Source organism: Serinicoccus sp. JS2-9, assembly GCF_059025165.1.
The window spans coordinates 2,405,607-2,422,866 of sequence record NZ_CM180091.1; the positions used below are offsets into that span (position 1 = coordinate 2,405,607).

A 17,260-nucleotide genomic window follows, 5' to 3' on the forward strand; every position below is an offset into this window, starting at 1 on the left:
GTGCCATGGCTGACTACTCGCACCCGACGCAGGAGCAGGCCGAGGAGATCAACGCCTCGATCCGCTACGCCGCCTACTCGGTCTTCCGCGCCGCCGCGCCGCTGCCCCCGGGCGCCGAGCGTGCTCCGCTCGTCGAGGAGGTCGCCAGCCTGCTGGCCGAGCTCGAGGGCGAGGGGCTCGTCGTGCGGGGGGTGTATGACGTCTCCGCCCTGCGCGCCGACGCCGATCTGCTCATCTGGTGGCACGCGGAGCGGGTCGAGACGGTGCAGGCGGCATACCAGCGGCTCCGGCAGACCCACCTGGGGCAGCACCTGGAGCCGGTGTGGAGCAACGTCGCGATCCACCGGCCGGCGGAGTTCAACCGCGGCCACGTCCCGGCGTTCCTCTCAGGCGCGGACCCGAAGGGCTATGTCTGCGTCTACCCGTTCGTGCGGTCCTACGACTGGTACGTCATGGACGCCGCCGACCGCTCCCGCATGCTGCGCGAGCACGGGGAGGCGGCGCGGGACTACAAGGACGTCCTGGCCAACACGCTCGCGAGCTTCGCGCTCGGCGACTACGAGTTCCTGCTGGCCTTCGAGGCCGACGAGCTGCACCGGATCGTCGACCTCATGCGCGAGCTGCGCAACACCGAGGCGCGGCTGCACGTGCGCGAGGAGATCCCCTTCTTCACCGGCCCCCGGGTGAGCTGGGAGCAGGCGGTCGCCTCGCTGCCCTGAGCCGTCACCGGCTCTGTCGGAGCCTCGTGCGACGCTGTCGGTATGCCTGAGCCCACTCCCGGGATCGACCCACCCACCATCGGCATCCTCGGCACCGGCTCGCTCGCGGCCGCCATCGTCACCGGCCTGTGCGAGGGAGTCGACGACGCCCCGCCGATCCTGCTCTCCCCGCGCAACGCCCAGGTCGGCGCCCGGCTGGCCGCGTCCTACCCGAGCGTGCAGGTGGCGACCGACAACCAGGCCGTCGTGGACGGTGCTGACACCGTGCTGGTCTGCCTGCGGCAGGCAGATGCGGGGCGGCTCGCCGACCTCACCTGGCGGCCGGAGCAGACAGTCGTCAGCGCGGTGGCCGGCCTGACCGCGCCGGCCCTGGCCGAGGCGGTGGCCCCAGCCACACAGCTGGCCCGCGCCGTCCCGGTCGTCGGGGTCGCGACCCGGTCCTGGTCGACGCCGCTGCGGCCAGCCGTGCCCGGCGCCGTGGCGGTCTTCGAGCGCACCGGGGGAGTGCTGCCCGTCGACGACGACGAGCAGTTCGACGCGATCTTCACCGCACTCGGCACGGTGGCACCGATCTTCGACTACCTCGGCGCCATCGAGGGCTTCCTGCGCGACCACGGTCTGCCGGCCGGCGGAGCGAGGACCCTGCTCGGGCAGAACGTCGCGCAAGTCGTCGGGCCGCTGGGTGTCGAGCCGGAGCCGGACTTCGTCGAGCTGCGGCGCGAGCACGCCCCACCCGGCGGCGGCAACGACCAGATGGCCACGCTGCTGCGCGAGGCAGGTGTGCCGCAGGCGACCCGCGCCGCCCTCGACGAGGTCTTCCGGCGGCAGACGGGTGGTGCCTGGGATTAGGCAGGCCTAGACCAGAGGGCCGCACGAACCGGTCCGGGCCTCTCCGGCTGCCTCAGCCCTGGCTGGGCTCCAGCGTCATCGCGATGCTGTTGATGCAGAACCGCTGGTCGGTGGGGGTGTCGTAGCCCTCGCCCTCGAAGACGTGGCCCAGGTGGGAGCCGCAGTTCGCGCAGCGGACCTCGACGCGGGTGCTGCCGAGCGAGTCGTCCTGGAGGTACTCCACCCGGTCCTCGGCCAGCGGCGAGTAGAAGCTCGGCCACCCGCAGTGGCTCTCGAACTTCGTCTCGCTGCGGAAGAGCTCGGTGTCGCAGGCGCGGCAGCGGTAGACGCCCTCGGTCGTCGTGTTCGTGTATTCACCGACGAACGGGCGCTCCGTGCCGGACTCGCGCAGCACGGCGTACTCCGCCGGGGTGAGCTGGTCACGCCACTCCTGCTCGCTCTTGCTCGTCGCGTAGTCCTTGGCGTCGGAGCCGGCGGCGTCGGTCGCGGGGGTGCTGTGGTGATGGGCCATGTCAGTGCCAACGAGCGAGCCTCCCGATTGCTTCCTGACCCCATGTTCTGGACAGGGGATTCTGGGACCCGCTCCCCAGAACCTCTGTCCAGAAGGGTCGGTCGGCGCCTGGAGCTCCCCCGTCGTGCCGCTAGATTGCGGGTATGCCTGCTGCCGCCACGACGTTGAGCGCTCCCGGCCCCGCGGGGGAGACTCGGGAGGTACGCCTGTCGAGCCCCGACAAGGTGGTCTGGCCGGCCACCGAGTCGGGTGCGGCGATCACCAAGGCCGACCTGGCGGCATACCTGCAGGCGGTCGCGGAGCCGATGTTGCGTGCCCTGGCCGACCGGCCCGTCACCCTGCAGCGGGTGCGCGGCGGCATCGAGGGGGAGGAGTTCTACTCCAAGAACCCACCCAAGGGCGTGCCCGAGTGGTCACGCACCACCACGTGCACCTATCCCTCGGGCCGCAGCCACCCGCAGCTGGTCGTCGACGATCTCGCGACCCTGCTGTGGACCGCCCAGATGGGCACCGTCACCTGGCACCCGTGGCCGGTCCGCAGCGGTGACAACGACCATCCAGACGAGCTGCGGATCGACCTGGACCCGCAGCCGGGCAGGGGATTCGCCGACGTCGTCGAGGCGGCGCGAGGCCTGCGGCAGGTCATGACCGACGTCGGTCTCACGCCCTTCGTCAAGACCACCGGCAACCGCGGCGTGCACGTCTTCGCGGCGATCGAGCCGCGTTTGGAGTTCCTCGAGGTGCGGCACGCCGTCATCGGCCTCGCCCGAGAGCTGGAGCGCCGCATGCCCGACCTCGTCACCACGGCGTGGTGGAAGGAGGAGCGCGGCGAGCGCATCTTCGTCGACTTCAACCAGGCCACGCGGGACCGCACTCTGGCGGCCGCCTGGAGCACGCGGGTTCTGCCGGGTGCGCCGGTGTCGGTGCCGCTGACCTGGGAGCAGCTCGGCGAGGTCGATCCCGCGGTGCTCACGCTGCACACCGTCCCCGAGTTCCTGGCCGAGCACGGCGATGCCTGGGCCGGGCTGCACGACGGTCCGGGCCTGATCGACGGCGCCTACGCCCTGTGGGAGGCCGACCTGGAGCGGGGCCTCGGCGAGCTCAACTTCCCGCCCGACCATCCCAAGATGCCGGGCGAGCCGCCGCGGGTGCAGCCGTCCAAGAAGGTCGCGGCCCACTGGGACGAGGACGGCAACCGGGTCGAGGGCAGCTGAGCGAGTCCCGCGTCCGAGTTGTTGGTCCCGTGAGAGTGAGGACCGTGGCGGAGCCCCACGGGACCTTCTGCGCTCCTCAGGCGGTGGTGGTCGCGAGGTAGAGGTCGCCCGCGCCCTCGATCCGGACCGGTCCCGCCCGGTCCACGAAACAGGCCTCGCCGCGGGACAGCGCCAGGCTCGCGTCGTCCGCCCGCAGGGTGAACTCGCCCGCCAGCACCAGCGCGATCGAGGGACTACCCGTCGCCACCTCGGCCGGCCCGCTCACCCGCAGCAGCTGCCACGGCACCGCCGCCCCGTTCGCTACCGCGCTCGGACGGTATGCCGTCACTCCCGGCGCGATGTCGACCGGCGCCAACCGAGGGGCCGGCCCGGGCGTGAAGTCCAGCACGCGCAGCAGCTCGGGCACGTCCACGTGCTTCCCGGTGAGCCCACCCCGCAGCACGTTGTCACTGGGGTTCATCACCTCGACACCGAGCCCGGACAGGTAGGCGTGGATGTTGCCGGGAGGCAACCAGAGCGCCTCACCGGCTGCCAACGACACGCGGTTGAGCATGAGGGCGACAGCGATCCCTGGATCGCCGGGGTGGTGGCGGGACAGCAGCCGGAGCAGATCTGCGTCCCGCTCGCGTGCACCGCCGAGATCTGTCGTCACCAGCGCCGCGACCAGGTCCGCGACCTGCTCCTCCCCGGACAGCAGCCACTCCACCGCGGCGGCCACACCCGTCTCGGCCTCGTGCGCGCAGGTCAGCAGCGCACGCCACCGGTCGAGCGCCGGCTCGTCCGTGCAGGCCGCCACCGCATCGAGCAGATCCGAGACCTCGCTGACCGGCCGGAAGCCGCACAACGCGTCCAATCCGTCCTCGACCGCGACGATGATCTCGGGCTTGGCCTGAGGGTCCTTGTAGGTGCGCTCTCGCGCGCCCCACGGGACCCCGTGCGCCTCCTCGCGGGCGAAGCCCCGACCTGCCCGCTCGGCGTCCGGATGAGCCTGCAGCGACAGGGGGCCCCCGATCGCGAGCAGCTTGAAGAGATAGGGCAGGTGCTGGCGGGTCTGCACCTCCCATTGCGCGAGGTCACCCCACGGCGGCTCCTCGCTCGCCGAGCCGCCCCAGTCACCGGCGGGGCGAGTCACCCGCGCCGGACCCGCGGCATGTGCTCCGAGCCACAGCTCGGCTTCGGGCTCCGATCCTTCCCTCCGGCCCAACGCGGCGCCGATACCGCCCGGTCTGCCCCACGGATAATGACGCACGACCCCCTGGAGGGGCATCAGCGGGCGGGCGGTCATGGCGATCCTGGCTCGGGCAGAAGGTGACGTCGCCTGAGCCTAGCGGCGATGTCGACAGGTGAGGGCACGGCATACCTGACCTCTGTCGGTGCCATCGGGCACACTTGCCTCGTGGACCTGCCCGTCATGCCCCCGGTCACGCCGATGCTGGCCAAACCGGCCGCGAGCCTGCCGCAGGGCTGGCTCTACGACCCCAAGTGGGACGGCTTCCGCTCGATCGTCTTCCGCGACGGCGAGGAGGTCGAGCTGGGCTCGCGCAACGAGAAGCCGATGACCCGCTACTTCCCTGAGCTGGTCGAGGCGGTCCGTGCCGAGCTGCCGCCGCGCTGCGTCGTCGACGGCGAGATCGTCGTCGCCACGGCCGACGGCGACCGGCTCGACTTCGAGCGCCTCAGTCAGCGGATCCACCCGGCCGACTCGCGGGTGCGCATGCTTAGCGAGGCCACACCCGCCGCGTTCGTCGCGTTCGACCTGCTCGCGCTGGGCGACGACGACCTCACGGGTATGCCGTTCCGCGAGCGCCGCGCCCGCCTCGCCTCGATCCTGCCGGAGGTCTCCACCGGCTCGGTGCACCTGTCGCCGCTCACCGACGACCCTGAGCTGGCGATGCGGTGGTTCGTCGACTTCGAGGGCGCCGGGCTCGACGGGGTGATCGGCAAGGACCCGGAGGCGGCCTACCAGGAGGGCAAGCGGATCCTCACCAAGCTCAAGCACACCCGCACCGCCGACTGCGTGGTCGCGGGCTACCGCACCCACAAGAGCAGCGACGAGGCGATCGGCTCGCTGCTGCTCGGCATCTACACCGACGAGGGTCGGCTCGCCCACGTGGGCGTCTCCTCCTCCTTCCCGATGAAGCGGCGGCACGAGCTCTTCGCCGAGCTGCAACCCTGGGTGGCCGACTTCGAGGGGCACCCGTGGGACTGGGCGGCACAGCTGCAGGCCGACACGCCCCGCAAGAGCGAGGGCTCGCGCTGGGCGGCGGGCAAGGACCTCTCCTTCACGCCGCTGCGCCCCGAGCGGGTCGTCGAGGTGAAGTACGACTACCTCGAGGGCGACCGCTTCCGGCACACCGCGCAGTTCGTGCGCTGGCGGGAGGATCGCGACCCCGAGAGCTGCACCTTCGACCAGCTCGACCAGCCCGTCGACTTCCCGCTCGCCGATGTGCTCCGTGCGCCGGTGACCCCGCAGGGGCAGGCGTGACCGGCACCGCGAGCCGCGCTGCCGTCGTCAGTGCCAGCGTGGCCGGTGGCGCGGCGCTCGGGGGCGCGGTCTCGATGGGCACCGCCACCTATTTCGCGCACCGGATCATCACGCCGGAGCACGAGAAGAAGGACGACGTCACCATCACCGACGTCGACCTCGACGCCCGGACCGTGACGCTGCGGGCCGATCCGCAGACGACCTCGCCCGGTCGCTACGGGCTGTGGCTCGACCACGGCGAGGGTCATGCGCGTCTCGGAGAGATGGTGGAGCCGGCGCACGAGGACGACGGCCCGGGCGGCCGCCGTCAGGCGACGGTGACCCGGGAACTGCTGGACGTCGACGCCGGCGAGCTCATGCCGGGGCCCGCGCGGTGGGACAAGTACTTCTACTGCGGCACACCGACGTCCGCGCTCGGCATCGACCACGACGACGTGCTCGTCACCTCCGACGTGGGTGACCTGCCCGCCTGGCGGGTGCCGCCGGAGCCGGCGACCGACCGGGGCGACTGGGCGATCCTCGTGCACGGTCGCAGCGCGCGCCGGGAGGAGACGCTGCGGGCGGTGCCGGTGCTCCACCGGCTCGGCTTCACCTCGCTGATCCCGATGTACCGCAACGACATCGGGGCACCTCCCTCCACCGACGGTCGCTACAGCCTCGGCCTCTCGGAGTGGCGCGACATCGACGCCGCGATGAGGTATGCCCTGGCGCACGGCGCGCAGCGACTCGTCCTCGTCGGGTGGTCCATGGGCGGCGCCATCGTGCTGCAGGCGCTCAACCGCTCCGACGTCGCGCACAAGGTGCAGCGGGTGGTCCTCGACGCGCCGGTGATCGACTGGGGGTCGGTGCTCGCGCACCAGGCGGACCTGCACTTCATCCCTCGCCCGATCGACCACCTGGCCCGCAGCCTGCTGCGGAGCAAGCTGTCCCGGCATCTGCTGCGGATCGCCGAGCCGGTCGACGTCGCCGCCACCAACTGGATCGACCGGGCCGACGAGGTCAGCCACCGCATCTTCATCATCCACTCGGCCACCGACGAGACCGTGCCCTTCGGCCCGTCGCAGGACCTGGCGCGGCGGCGGCCCGGCCTGGTGCAGACCTTCGTCTGGCCGCAGGCCCGGCACTGCCAGGAGTGGAACACCAACCCCGGCCTGTGGGAGGACCTCGTCGCCTCCTTCCTGCGCTAGGAGGAGCCGCATGAGTGAGCAGAGCACGTCCGAGTCGCAGAGCGGCGACAGCCGCTCCAGCGATGCTCCTGTCCAGGTCGGGCGCGGCCCGCTCATCGACGCCGAGGTCGATGCCTGGTATGCCGCACCGCCCGGCTCGCAGCGCTGGGTCCGGGGCAGCTTCATCACCACGCTCGATGGCCGCTCGACCGGCCCGGGAGATCTCAGCGGTGGGCTCAACGAGGGCTCCGAGGGGGATGCCGCCGCCTTCGGCGCACTGCGCCGGTGGGCCGACGCCGTCGTGGTCGGCGCGGGCACCATCCGCTCCGAGGGCTATGGGCCTCTCGACGAGGCGATGCTGGTCGTCGTGACCCGCTCCGGCGACGTGCCGGGCGACCTGGCCGACCATCCGCGCGTGCTCGTCGTGGGGGGCGACGGGTCGGACGTCACCTCCGAACGCGTGCTGCAGGAGTGCGAGTCTCGCGGCTGGGGCCGCATCGTGGTCGAGGGCGGTCCCGAGCTCTTCGGGCCGTGGGTGAAGGACGGCGTGGTGGACGAGCTCTGCGTGACCGTGCGGCCGGTGCTCGCCGGCGGCGACGGCGCGCTGCTCATCCCCGGTGGCGTCGAGCTGGAGACGTTGGCGGGGGAGGCGACCCACGTGCTCGAGTGGGCCGGTGACCTGCTGCTCCGCACGCGCCTGCGCTGACGGGCCGGGGCTCCTCTGACAGACTGCTCCGATGGGCACGAAGAAGTCGAAGACCAAGGACTCCAATGGCAGCAAGAAGGCCATGGCGAAGGTCAAGGACACGAAGAAGTCCAAGGCCAAGAAGGTCGAGTCCAAGAAGTCCAAGGGCACGAAGGCCAAGGACTCCGAGAGGAAGAAGCCGAAGGCGGCTCCTGAGCCCGATGCCGAGGCGAGCGGCACGCCATACACCGACGCCTTGAAGGTCACCGACGGCTTCAGCCTCGCCGACCTGAGTCCCCGGGCGACGCCGGCCTTCGACGGTGACAAGCAGGCCGGCAAGGACGCGCTGCTCGCCGCCGACGACGAGCTCGGCACGCTGCAGGAGCAGCTCTACGCCGAGTCCAAGGCAGGCGGTCGCAAGCGCGTGCTGCTCGTCGTGCAAGGGATGGACACCGCCGGCAAGGGCGGGATCATGCGGCACGTGGTCGGCGCGGTCGACCCCCAGGGGGTGGAGCTCACCGCCTTCAAGGCACCGACCGCGGAGGAGAAGCGGCACCCGTTCCTCTGGCGCATCCGCAAGGCGCTGCCCGGGCCGGGGATGATCGGCGTCTTCGACCGCTCGCACTACGAGGACGTCCTCATCGTGCGGGTGCACGACCTCGTGCCGCCGGCCCAGTGGAAGCGGCGCTACGCCACGATCAACCGCTTCGAGGAGAAACTCGCGGCCGACGGGGTCACCGTCATCAAGGTGATGCTCCACATCAGCGCCGACGAGCAGAAGGAGCGCCTCGCCGAGCGGCTGGAGCGCCCGGACAAGCACTGGAAGTTCAACCCCGGCGACCTCGACGAGCGGGCCTACTGGGACGACTACCAGGAGGCCTACCAGGCGCTGCTCGACCGCTGCAGCAGCGACGCCGCCCCCTGGTTCGTGGTTCCGGCCGACCGCAAGTGGTATGCCCGGCTCGCCGTGCAGCAGTTGCTCCTGGAGCACCTGCGCGGCCTCGACCTGGCCTGGCCGGAGGCCGACTTCGACGTCGCCGAGCAGCAGGAGCGCCTGGCCGACCTCTAGGCCCCGAGTTCCCTGACGTTTTCGACCATGGGTTCTCGTGCCATGGCGCGAGAACTCGTGGTCGAAATCCTCGGTCGGCGGCGAAGTCCACCGGCACAACAGCTTCTGGACACAGGAATCTGGGGAACGGGCCCCAGGAACCAACGTCCAGAACGTCAGTCGGCCGCGAGCTCCGGCTGCGGCGTCGCCTGCAGCACCACGACCGCCCGAGCGGGCATCTGGTGCGTCTTGCCGGTCTCCCAGGGCACGTCGTCGTCGAGGTTGTCGCCGCTGGTGTCGATGACGACCTGCCAGGTCGGGGTGTTCATCCCGTCCGGCACGGTGAAGTCGACCGGCTCGTGGTGGCCGTTGAAGAGCAGGAGGAAGTGGTCGTCCGTCAGCTCGCGACCCCGCTCGTCGGTCTCGCCGATCGCCTCGCCGTTGAGGAAGACCATGACCGCCTGCTCGTGGCTGTGCCACCGCTCCTCCGTCATCACCTGGCCGTCGGGGGAGTGCCAGACGATGTCGCCGAGCTCGCTCTGCCCGCCGTGCTCGGCGTCGCCGGCGTAGAAGCGCCGCCGCCGGAAGGCCGGGTGCTCGCGCCGCAGCGCGATGAGTGAGGAGGTGAAGTCGAGCAGCTCGGCCTGGTCGGGCGCGAGGTCCCAGTCCATCCAGGCCAGCTCGTTGTCCTGGGCATAGACGTTGTTGTTGCCGTGCTGCGTGCGGCCCACCTCGTCGCCGTGCGCGAGCATCGGCACGCCCTGGCTCAGCATGAGCGTCGCGAGGAAGTTCTTCTGCTGGCGCAGCCGCAGCGCTTCGACCTCGGGGTCGTCGGTCGGGCCCTCGACGCCGCAGTTCCACGAGCGGTTGTGCGCCTCGCCGTCGTGGCCGCCCTCGCCGTTGGCCTCGTTGTGCTTCTCGTTGTAGGACACGAGGTCGCGCAGCGTGAACCCGTCGTGCGCGACGACGAAGTTGATCGAGGCATACGGGCGCCGGCCGCTGTTCTCGTAAAGGTCGGAGGAGCCGGTGATCCGCGAGGCGAACTCGCCCATCGTCGCCGGGGCACCGCGCCAGTAGTCGCGGACCGTGTCGCGGTACTTGCCGTTCCACTCCGTCCACAGCGGCGGGAAGTTGCCGACCTGGTAGCCGCCGTCGCCGAGGTCCCACGGCTCGGCGATGAGCTTGACCTGGGAGATGATCGGGTCCTGCTGCACGATGTCGAAGAAGGCCGACAGCTTGTCCACCTCGTGGAACTGCCGGGCCAAGGTCGCCGCGAGGTCGAAGCGGAAGCCGTCGACGTGCATCTCGGTGACCCAGTAGCGCAGACTGTCCATGATGAGCTGCAGCACGTGCGGGCTGCGCATGAGCAGGCTGTTGCCGGTGCCCGTGGTGTCGTAGTAGTGCGCCTTGTCGAAGTCGACGAGCCGGTAGTAGCTGGCGTTGTCGATGCCGCGGAAGGACAGCGTCGGCCCGAGGTGGTTGCCCTCGGCGGTGTGGTTGTAGACGACGTCGAGGATGACCTCGATGCCCGCCTCGTGCAGCGTCTTCACCATCGACTTGAACTCGGTGACCTGCTCGCCGCGGTGCCCGTAGGCGGAGTAGCCGTTGTGCGGCGCGAGGAAGCCGATCGTGTTGTAGCCCCAGTAGTTCGACAGCCCCTTGTCCTGCAGGTGCGGGTCGTTGACGAACTGGTGCACCGGCAGCAGCTCGATCGCGGTGACGCCAAGCTGGGTCAGGTGGTCGACGACCGCGGGGTGCGCGACACCGGCATACGTCCCACGGATCTCCGGCGGCACCTCCGGGTGGTTCATGGTGAGGCCCTTGACGTGCGCCTCGTAGATCACGCTGTCGTGGTAGCCGTGGTTCGGTGGACGGTCATGGCCCCAGTCGAAGAACGGGTTGACCACGACGGAGGTCATGGTGTGCAGCGCAGAGTCATCCGTGTTGTATGACGTGGGGTCGCCGAAGTCGTAGGCGAACAGCCCCTGGTGGCCCCGGATCTGACCGGCGATGGCTTTCGCGTAGGGGTCGAGCAGCAGCTTGTGCGGGTTGAACCGGTGGCCCTCGGACGGCTCGTAGGGCCCGTGCACGCGGTAGCCGTAGCGCTGCCCGGGCTGGCAGTTGGGCACGTAGCCGTGCCAGACGTGCGCGTCGACCTCGGTCAGCGGCACGACCGTCTCGATCGCGCGGTCGTTGACCAGGCAGAGGTCGACGCCGGTCGCGTGCTCGGAGAAGAGCGCGAAGTTGGTGCCGCGACCGTCGAAGGTCGCGCCGAGGGGATAGGCCGAGCCGGGCCAGATCTCCATGGGTGGCCTTTCTGTCAGGTGGTGGTTCACGGGAGGGCTGACAGCGTCGTCACCAGCCATCCAGTCTACGGCGTCGACGAGGTATGCCGTGGTCCCGGCGGTCCTCGGCACGCCGCCGCGGGTGCCGGGGCTCGCGGGGCTACCGTGACGGGTGTGTCGACCGCACCGACGTTCCGGCGCCGGCTGCGCCGGACCCTCGCCCCGATCCCGGGGGCGGTGCCGCTGGTCCGGCTCACCGCCGAGACGGCGGTCGTCGCGTTCCGCTACCGCGCCACCGGCCTCGCGGCAGAGGCGGCCTTCTTCACCCTGCTGTCGCTCCCGCCGCTGCTCGTCGCGCTGGTCGCCGGGGCAGGCTTCGCCGCCGAGTGGCTGGGGCCGGAGACGCTGATGCGGATGAGCAGCGCTCTCGAGCGCTGGTCGCTGACCTTCCTCACGCCGGAGGCCGTCGAGGACGTCATCATGCCGACCTTCGAGCAGACGCTCACCGCCCGCCGCGGCGACTACCTGTCGGTCGGATTCCTCATCGCGCTGTGGTCCGGTTCGCGGGCGCTGCACATCTTCCTCGACGCGATCTCGATCATGTACGGCCAGGGCGGCGACCGCGGACCGGTCGGTGCCCGCGTGCTGTCGCTCACGGCATACCTCGCCTCAGTCGTGGTCATGGGCCTGACCCTGCCGCTGCTCCTCATCGGCCCGGGCTATCTGGTGCGCTGGCTCCCAGAGAGTCTGGAGATGCTGGTCGAGGCCTACTGGCCGCTCGTGGGGGTGCTCGGCCTGATGAGCCTCACGGGCCTGTTCCACGTGGCGACGCCGGCCCGTTCGCCCTTCTGGCGGGACCTGCCCGGTGCGCTGCTGACGGTCGTCTTCTGGGTCGTCAGCTCCATCCTCATCCGGCGCTGGGCCGAGCTCGCCGCGGGCGGATTCTCGGTCTTCGGCCCGCTCACCGCGCCGATCATCCTCATGGTCTACCTCTACTTCATCTCTTTCGCCGTGCTCGTCGGCGCCTCGCTCAACGCCGCGATCCGCCGGCTCTGGCCGCCGCCGGAGTATCGCGGCCCCCGAGCCCGCGTCAACGAGTGGTGGGAGGAACGCCGCGTGCACCGCGAGCTGCGGCGTGAGGAGCGTGCGCAGCAGCGCGCCGCCGCCGACGAGACCGTCGAAGAGGAGGAGCGGCGGCTCGCCGAGATGGACGGCATACCGGGCCCGCGGTGAGCCCGACGAGACACGCGCGGAGGTGATTTGGAACCGCGCGCGGCGTCGAGTAGTGTTTTCTCTCGCGCCGCTGGAAGCAGCGGAGCAGGCGGATGTAGCTCAGTTGGTAGAGCGCAACCTTGCCAAGGTTGAGGTCGCCGGTTCGAGCCCGGTCATCCGCTCTGAGGCACCACCACCAGATGCCTCATGGTGGAGTGGCCGAGAGGCGAGGCAGCGGCCTGCAAAGCCGTATACACGGGTTCGAATCCCGTCTCCACCTCGCGCTCGCGGTATCCTCCGCGTAGGGACGATTGGCGCAGCGGTAGCGCGCTTCCTTGACACGGAAGAGGTCACTGGTTCGATCCCAGTATCGTCCACCAGGACAGCAGGCCCCTGACCAGCGGATATGCCGGTCAGGGGCTTCTCTTGCCCAGCGCGTGTCATATACGTGTCATTCAACTGCGTGTGCCGTGTCCTGGAACCAAGAGGAGTTGTCTGCTGAGCAACTTCAAAGCTGTCTGTCGTAAGGCGGCAAGGGGGTTCGACGGGCTCCCCCTGAAGGTCACAGATCGGCTGCTGTCGGCTTCGAGGGCCGCCGACGACGGAGGCGGTGAGACGTTCTGATCAGGGGGGAAGTTGGGACGCACGCGCCGGGCACCTGCAGCGTCTCGACAGCGCCGACCGGCGACGGCGTGGGCTTTCGGCTGAGCGATGGGCGCCAAGATCCGCGCGCCAACCGGTAGGAGAGGCGGGCCAGCTTGAGCGGCCGGAACCTGGCTACACTCGCTTCCTCACCGTGATCGGCGGTCAGTGCGAACCGTTGCTGGCGGGTGCGGGGGTTGACGGCTCTGGATCGGTAAGGTTGTCACGCGGTGGACAACCCGCGTATGCCGCACCGAGGTCCCGATCGACCGCAAGACGAACCAGTCCCGAGGATGTCGACATGACTGTCAACGGCCAGTTGGAAGTCCCCGGTTTTGGCCAGGTGGAAGTCCCCACCCTCTGCGGGTTGATCAGGGGGTGGGCAGCTCACCTCCTCGGCGTGCGTGTGCTTGGCGCATGCGGTAGGACTGGCCGTTGGTGAGCACGGTGGTGGCGTGGTGCAGGAGGCGGTCGAGCATGGACACTGCGGTGGTGTGCTCGGGCAGGAACCGTCCCCAGTCCTCGAAGGAGTGGTGGGAGGCGATGCCGAGGGATCGGCGTTCGTAGGCGGCGGCGATGAACCGGAACAGCAGCTGGGCGCCGGTGTCGTCCAGGGGCGCGAAGCCGATCTCGTCGACGAGGACGACGTCGTTGCGTAGCAGGGTCTCGATGGTCTTGCCGACGGTGTTGTCGGCCAGGCCGCGGTAGAGCGTCTCGACCAGGTCGGCCGCGGTCAGGTACCGCACCCGGTGGCCGGCGAGGACGGCGGCGTGACCCAGGGCGATGAGGGTGTGCGACTTCCCTGTGCCGGCGGGCCCGATGAGCGTGACGTTCTCCCTGGCCCGGACCCACTCCAGGGACGTCAGGTACGCCCAGGTCGGGGCCGGGATCGAGGAGGCGGCCAGGTCGAAGTCCTCGATCGTCTTGAGCACCGGGAACGCCGCGGCCTTGAGGCGTGCTCGCTCGTTGGAGGCGTCCCGGGCGGCGATCTCGGCCTCGACCAGTGCCCGTAGCACTTCCTCGGGCGACCACCGTTGGGTCTTGGCCGTGACGAGCAGCTCGGGGGCGAGCTGTCGCATCGCGGCCAGCTTGAGCCGGCGCAGCCCCGCGGTCAGGTCCGCATCCAGCACCGGCACGGTTGAGGCGCTCACGAGGACACCGCCTTCGGTGCCGGGGCGTACTCGGCCAGCGACCGTCCCGCAGTCGTGGGCAGGTCGAGGACGAGAGCGTCCCCGGCCGGGCGCGGGGTCGGGAGCCCGGTGCCGGCGGCCAGGATCGAGCGGACGTCGGCCGCTTTCCACCGCCCGAACGCGGTCGCTCGCTCGAGCGCGGCGACCATCGTGGCCTCGCCGTGGGCGGCGGTCAGGGTGTTGAGCTCGGCCAGCTCGGGACCCAGGCGGGTGTGCCCGGCCCCGGCGGCACCGGCGATGAACGCCTGCGCGGCCGGGCCGAGCGCGCAGAACTCTTTCTCCGCCGCGGACCGCGGGCGGATCGCCCGCACCGGTGCCGCGGGGCGGGCACCGCCGTAGTGCTCGTCCAGGACCGAGGCATCACCGGGCGCCACGAGGGGGTGCTCGGCGTGGACCTCACCGGTGCCGGGGTCCAGGACGAGCACCCGGGTGCCATCGACGAGCACGCCCACCTGGGTGCCGATCAGCGCGGTCGGAACCGAGTACCGGGCCGAGCTGAGGCGGATCGTGGACAGCTTGTCGACCTTGCGGGTGACCGGCGCCGGGCCGATGACCGGGCGCAGCGAGGGCAGCTCGGTGAGCAGGTCGACCTCGGTGGCCAACCGGTCGGACGGGACCGCGCAGGTCTCGGAATGGACCGCGGCGTTGACCTCCTGGCACCATGCCGCTGCCCGCTCGTTCGCGGCACCGAGGTCGGCCAGGACCCGCGCGGCGCCGGCGGCCAGGCCACCGGCGCCGGCGTGCTCGAGCAGCAGCGGCAGGGCCAGGTCGTCCTTGCCGTACCGGACCAGGTTCTCCACGATGCCCTTGGACTCCGGGTCGGCCGCCTCGCAGAAGTCGGGCCGGAACCGGTAGTGCGTGGCGAAGCGGACGTACTCAGCCGTGGGGACGACCCGGTTGGCGACCACGCCACCCTTCAGGCAGCCCATCCGGTCGGCGAGCACCACTCTTGGTGTGCCGCCGAGGACCTCGAAGCACTCGGCCAGCATGGCCATCGTCGTGGCCGCCTTCTCGTCGGCGGCGAGGCGGACGAACCGGAACCGCGACCAGGCCAGCACCGCGGCGAAGACGTGCACGCCGCCGATCACGCCCCAGTCGATGACCAGGTGCTCACCCGGGGACCACGACGCCGGCCGGTGCCGGCGTCCGTGCTCGCTGCGGTACCGCGTCTTCTCCTGGGCGACGAGGCGGCGGAAGTTGCGCGCCGAGCCCGTGAACCCCGCCGCGCGGGCCCTGGGCAGCAGCCGCTTGGCACTGATCCGGCCCCGGGTGTCTTTCACGTCCCCGGCCACGAGCGCGCGCACGGCCTCGTAGTTCGCCGGCCGCGGCGCCCTGACCGGGCGGCCCTGACCGGCGGTGTGACGTTCCACGACCCGCTTGACGGTCTTGTGCGTGGTGCCGCAGATGTCGGCGGCCCCGCGGTAGGTGCCCACCTTCTGGTAGGCGGTGATGATGTCCAACTCTTCCCTCATGTTCTTCAATGGAGCTCCCTGGGCGGTGCGGTGACTGGCTAGACACCGCCACCGTTCACCGTCCAGGGGCTCAGCTCATGGACGACACGAGCAGAGGGTGGGGACTCCTACTTGGCCACCAGCGGGGACCTCACGTGGCCACCAGTGGGGACTTTGCCACGGCCATGGACACATGACGTCGGGTTGCCGGAGCCTGTGATGCGCCACATTCACGGCTACGAATCCTGTTTCTCCAGCCATAGGCGATGCTGGGTAGAGGTGGTCTCATGGTGTCACGACATCGTGGTCCTGGGGACCGGCGCATCTGAGGAGCAGCATGAAACCGTCAGCCTTCGCCTACTTCGACCCTGACACCGTTGAAGAAGCCGTGGAGCTGAAGCGCCAGCACGGCTCGGAGGCTATGTTCCTGGCCGGCGGCCTCAGCCTGATGCCGCTGATGAATCTGCGCATGGTGAAGCCCAAGGTGCTCATCGACATCAACAGGGTCGCCGACCTTGACGAGGTCACGACGAGCAACGGTTATGTCGAGATCGGCGCGACCGTGCGGCACCGTGCAGTCGAGACGTCAGACCTGGTTCGGGCCCATGCGCCACTCTTAGCCGAGGCCGCACCGCACATCGGCCACGCCGAGGTGCGGTTTCGCGGCACCTTCGGCGGGAGCGTTGCGTACGCGGACCCGGCCACGGAGTTCCCGACCGCAGTCCTGACGGCCGGCGGTCAGATCGTCGTCGTGGGTCCGGACGGCACGCGGACGATCCCGGCCGAAGAGTTTTTCACCGGCTTCGAACAGAATTCGCTGGCCTCGGAGGAGATGCTGGTCGCCGTGCGGGTGCCGTCAGCGGGTCAGGACGTCCGGGTGGGGTTTGTCGAGGTGTCCAGGAGGGCTGGCGATCGCCCGCTCGTCGCGTGTGGCACCCAGCTCACGGTGGCCGAGGACGGTCGCATCACCACGGCCCGCATCGGCCTGGCCGGAATTGCTGGCACCCCGGTGCGCGCGAGCGACGCCGAGGCCGCACTTGTCGGTGCCGAGCCGACCGACGGCGTGGTCGAGGAAGCCGCCCGGACGGTGGCCGACCTTGTCACCTCGGAAGGGGACATGCACGCCACACGGGCCTACCGACAGCACGTCGCCGCCATCCTCACCGCGAGGTCGATCAGGACCGCGCTGGGAAGCGGCCCGAGAGGAGAGAACTGATGAGCAGTGTCACGTCCAGAACCCCCGCAGCCGACACCGCATACCGTCGGCCGCTGAGCGCGACGGTCAACGGGCGGCCGGTCACCGAGGAGGTGGACACGCGGATGACCCTGGCTGACTGGCTTAGGGAGCGACAGGGGCTGCGCAGCGTCCACCTCGGCTGTGAGCAGGGGGTGTGCGGCAGTTGCAACGTGCTCCTCGACGGAGAGTCGGTGCGGTCCTGCCTCTTGCTCGCGGTGCAGGTGGAGGGCCGCCAGGTCGAGACGGTCGAGAGCCTGTCCTCGGACTCTGAGAACCTGCACCCCATCCAGCAGGCGTTCCAGGAGGAGCACGGCCTGCAGTGCGGGTTCTGCACCCCCGCGATGCTGCTGCGGACCAAGGAGATCCTCGCCGACGGCCGGGAGCACACCGACGACGAGGTCCGCGAGGAGATCTCGGGGATCCTGTGCCGGTGCACGGGGTACCAGAACATCGTGAACGCCGTCCAGTGCGCGCGTCGCAAGTTGTGCCGGCACGAGGAGGAGAACCAGTCATGAGTGTTCAGCACGAGGTCACTACGCCGACGACGGACGACTCGGGCCGGACCC

15 protein-coding genes and 3 tRNA genes are annotated in these 17,260 nt (G+C 70.3%); 13 read left to right on the forward strand and 5 right to left on the reverse strand.

Annotated features, from left to right (window positions below):
- The first annotated feature begins 5 nt into the window (after window positions 1–5).
- Together hemQ and AC5PYY_RS11575 are read left to right on the forward strand one after the other, a co-directional pair.
- Entirely contained in the window at window positions 6–719 is a 714-nt protein-coding gene (gene hemQ / locus AC5PYY_RS11570; protein ID WP_493896964.1) for a hydrogen peroxide-dependent heme synthase, read from the forward strand.
- 42 nt (window positions 720–761) lie between these two features.
- Window positions 762–1,568 carry an NAD(P)-binding domain-containing protein gene (locus tag AC5PYY_RS11575; RefSeq protein ID WP_493896965.1) on the forward strand — a complete coding sequence of 269 codons (807 nt, stop codon included), beginning with the start codon at window positions 762–764 and terminating at the stop codon, window positions 1,566–1,568.
- A gap of 52 nt (window positions 1,569–1,620) precedes the next feature.
- Here AC5PYY_RS11575 and msrB read toward each other — a convergent pair whose 3' ends face one another.
- The gene (gene msrB, locus AC5PYY_RS11580; protein WP_493896966.1) at window positions 1,621–2,079 is read right to left on the reverse strand and encodes a peptide-methionine (R)-S-oxide reductase MsrB; all 459 of its coding nucleotides are present in this window, start codon (window positions 2,077–2,079) and stop codon (window positions 1,621–1,623) included.
- A gap of 143 nt (window positions 2,080–2,222) precedes the next feature.
- Between msrB and ligD the strand changes: the two genes are divergently transcribed.
- Entirely contained in the window at window positions 2,223–3,293 is a 1,071-nt protein-coding gene (ligD, locus tag AC5PYY_RS11585; RefSeq protein ID WP_493896967.1) for a non-homologous end-joining DNA ligase, read from the forward strand.
- Window positions 3,294–3,369: 76 nt separating this feature from the next.
- On the opposite strand, the gene manA is transcribed toward ligD, so the two are convergent.
- Window positions 3,370–4,578, reverse strand: a complete 1,209-nt coding sequence (gene manA, locus AC5PYY_RS11590) for a mannose-6-phosphate isomerase, class I (protein WP_493896968.1) — start codon at window positions 4,576–4,578, stop codon at window positions 3,370–3,372.
- A gap of 111 nt (window positions 4,579–4,689) precedes the next feature.
- Here manA and AC5PYY_RS11595 point away from each other — a divergent pair, with 111 nt between their 5' ends.
- The 4 genes from AC5PYY_RS11595 to AC5PYY_RS11610 are packed head-to-tail and all read left to right on the forward strand — an operon-like array spanning window position 4,690 to window position 8,698.
- Window positions 4,690–5,778, forward strand: a complete 1,089-nt coding sequence (locus AC5PYY_RS11595; RefSeq protein ID WP_493899368.1) for an ATP-dependent DNA ligase — start codon at window positions 4,690–4,692, stop codon at window positions 5,776–5,778.
- On the forward strand, window positions 5,775–6,965 hold the full coding sequence (locus AC5PYY_RS11600; RefSeq protein WP_493896969.1) for an alpha/beta hydrolase family protein: 1,191 nt from the start codon (window positions 5,775–5,777) through the stop codon (window positions 6,963–6,965). Before AC5PYY_RS11595 ends, AC5PYY_RS11600 begins: the two co-directional genes overlap by 4 nt.
- Before the next feature lie 10 nt (window positions 6,966–6,975).
- Window positions 6,976–7,650, forward strand: coding sequence for a dihydrofolate reductase family protein (locus AC5PYY_RS11605; protein ID WP_493896970.1), 675 nt, complete (start codon window positions 6,976–6,978; stop codon window positions 7,648–7,650).
- Window positions 7,651–7,681: 31 nt separating this feature from the next.
- Window positions 7,682–8,698 (forward strand): polyphosphate kinase 2 family protein, encoded by a 1,017-nt coding sequence (locus AC5PYY_RS11610; RefSeq protein WP_493896971.1) that lies wholly within the window; start codon window positions 7,682–7,684, stop codon window positions 8,696–8,698.
- 155 nt (window positions 8,699–8,853) lie between these two features.
- On the opposite strand, the gene glgX is transcribed toward AC5PYY_RS11610, so the two are convergent.
- Window positions 8,854–10,983: a glycogen debranching protein GlgX gene (glgX, locus tag AC5PYY_RS11615; RefSeq protein WP_493896972.1), complete on the reverse strand. Its 2,130-nt coding sequence runs from the start codon at window positions 10,981–10,983 to the stop codon at window positions 8,854–8,856.
- A 153-nt stretch (window positions 10,984–11,136) separates the two neighbouring features.
- Between glgX and AC5PYY_RS11620 the strand changes: the two genes are divergently transcribed.
- The 4 genes from AC5PYY_RS11620 (at window position 11,137) to AC5PYY_RS11635 (ending at window position 12,554) form a co-directional block, all read left to right on the forward strand.
- Window positions 11,137–12,195, forward strand: coding sequence for a YihY/virulence factor BrkB family protein (locus AC5PYY_RS11620; protein WP_493896973.1), 1,059 nt, complete (start codon window positions 11,137–11,139; stop codon window positions 12,193–12,195).
- Window positions 12,196–12,283: 88 nt separating this feature from the next.
- A tRNA-Gly gene (locus AC5PYY_RS11625) sits at window positions 12,284–12,356 on the forward strand.
- Window positions 12,357–12,383: 27 nt separating this feature from the next.
- Window positions 12,384–12,454 (forward strand) — tRNA-Cys (locus AC5PYY_RS11630).
- A gap of 25 nt (window positions 12,455–12,479) precedes the next feature.
- Window positions 12,480–12,554, forward strand: a tRNA-Val gene (locus AC5PYY_RS11635).
- Between the two features lie 633 nt (window positions 12,555–13,187).
- Here the strand turns inward: AC5PYY_RS11635 and istB are convergent.
- Window positions 13,188–13,967 (reverse strand): IS21-like element helper ATPase IstB, encoded by a 780-nt coding sequence (gene istB / locus AC5PYY_RS11640; protein ID WP_493896384.1) that lies wholly within the window; start codon window positions 13,965–13,967, stop codon window positions 13,188–13,190.
- Entirely contained in the window at window positions 13,964–15,487 is a 1,524-nt protein-coding gene (istA, locus tag AC5PYY_RS11645; RefSeq protein WP_493896385.1) for an IS21 family transposase, read from the reverse strand. Before istA ends, istB begins: the two co-directional genes overlap by 4 nt.
- Window positions 15,488–15,794: 307 nt before the next feature.
- Here istA and AC5PYY_RS11650 point away from each other — a divergent pair, with 307 nt between their 5' ends.
- Window positions 15,795–16,673, forward strand: a complete 879-nt coding sequence (locus AC5PYY_RS11650) for an FAD binding domain-containing protein (protein WP_493896974.1) — start codon at window positions 15,795–15,797, stop codon at window positions 16,671–16,673.
- Window positions 16,673–17,209: a (2Fe-2S)-binding protein gene (locus AC5PYY_RS11655; protein ID WP_493896975.1), complete on the forward strand. Its 537-nt coding sequence runs from the start codon at window positions 16,673–16,675 to the stop codon at window positions 17,207–17,209. Before AC5PYY_RS11650 ends, AC5PYY_RS11655 begins: the two co-directional genes overlap by 1 nt.
- The last annotated feature ends 51 nt before the right edge of the window (window positions 17,210–17,260 follow it).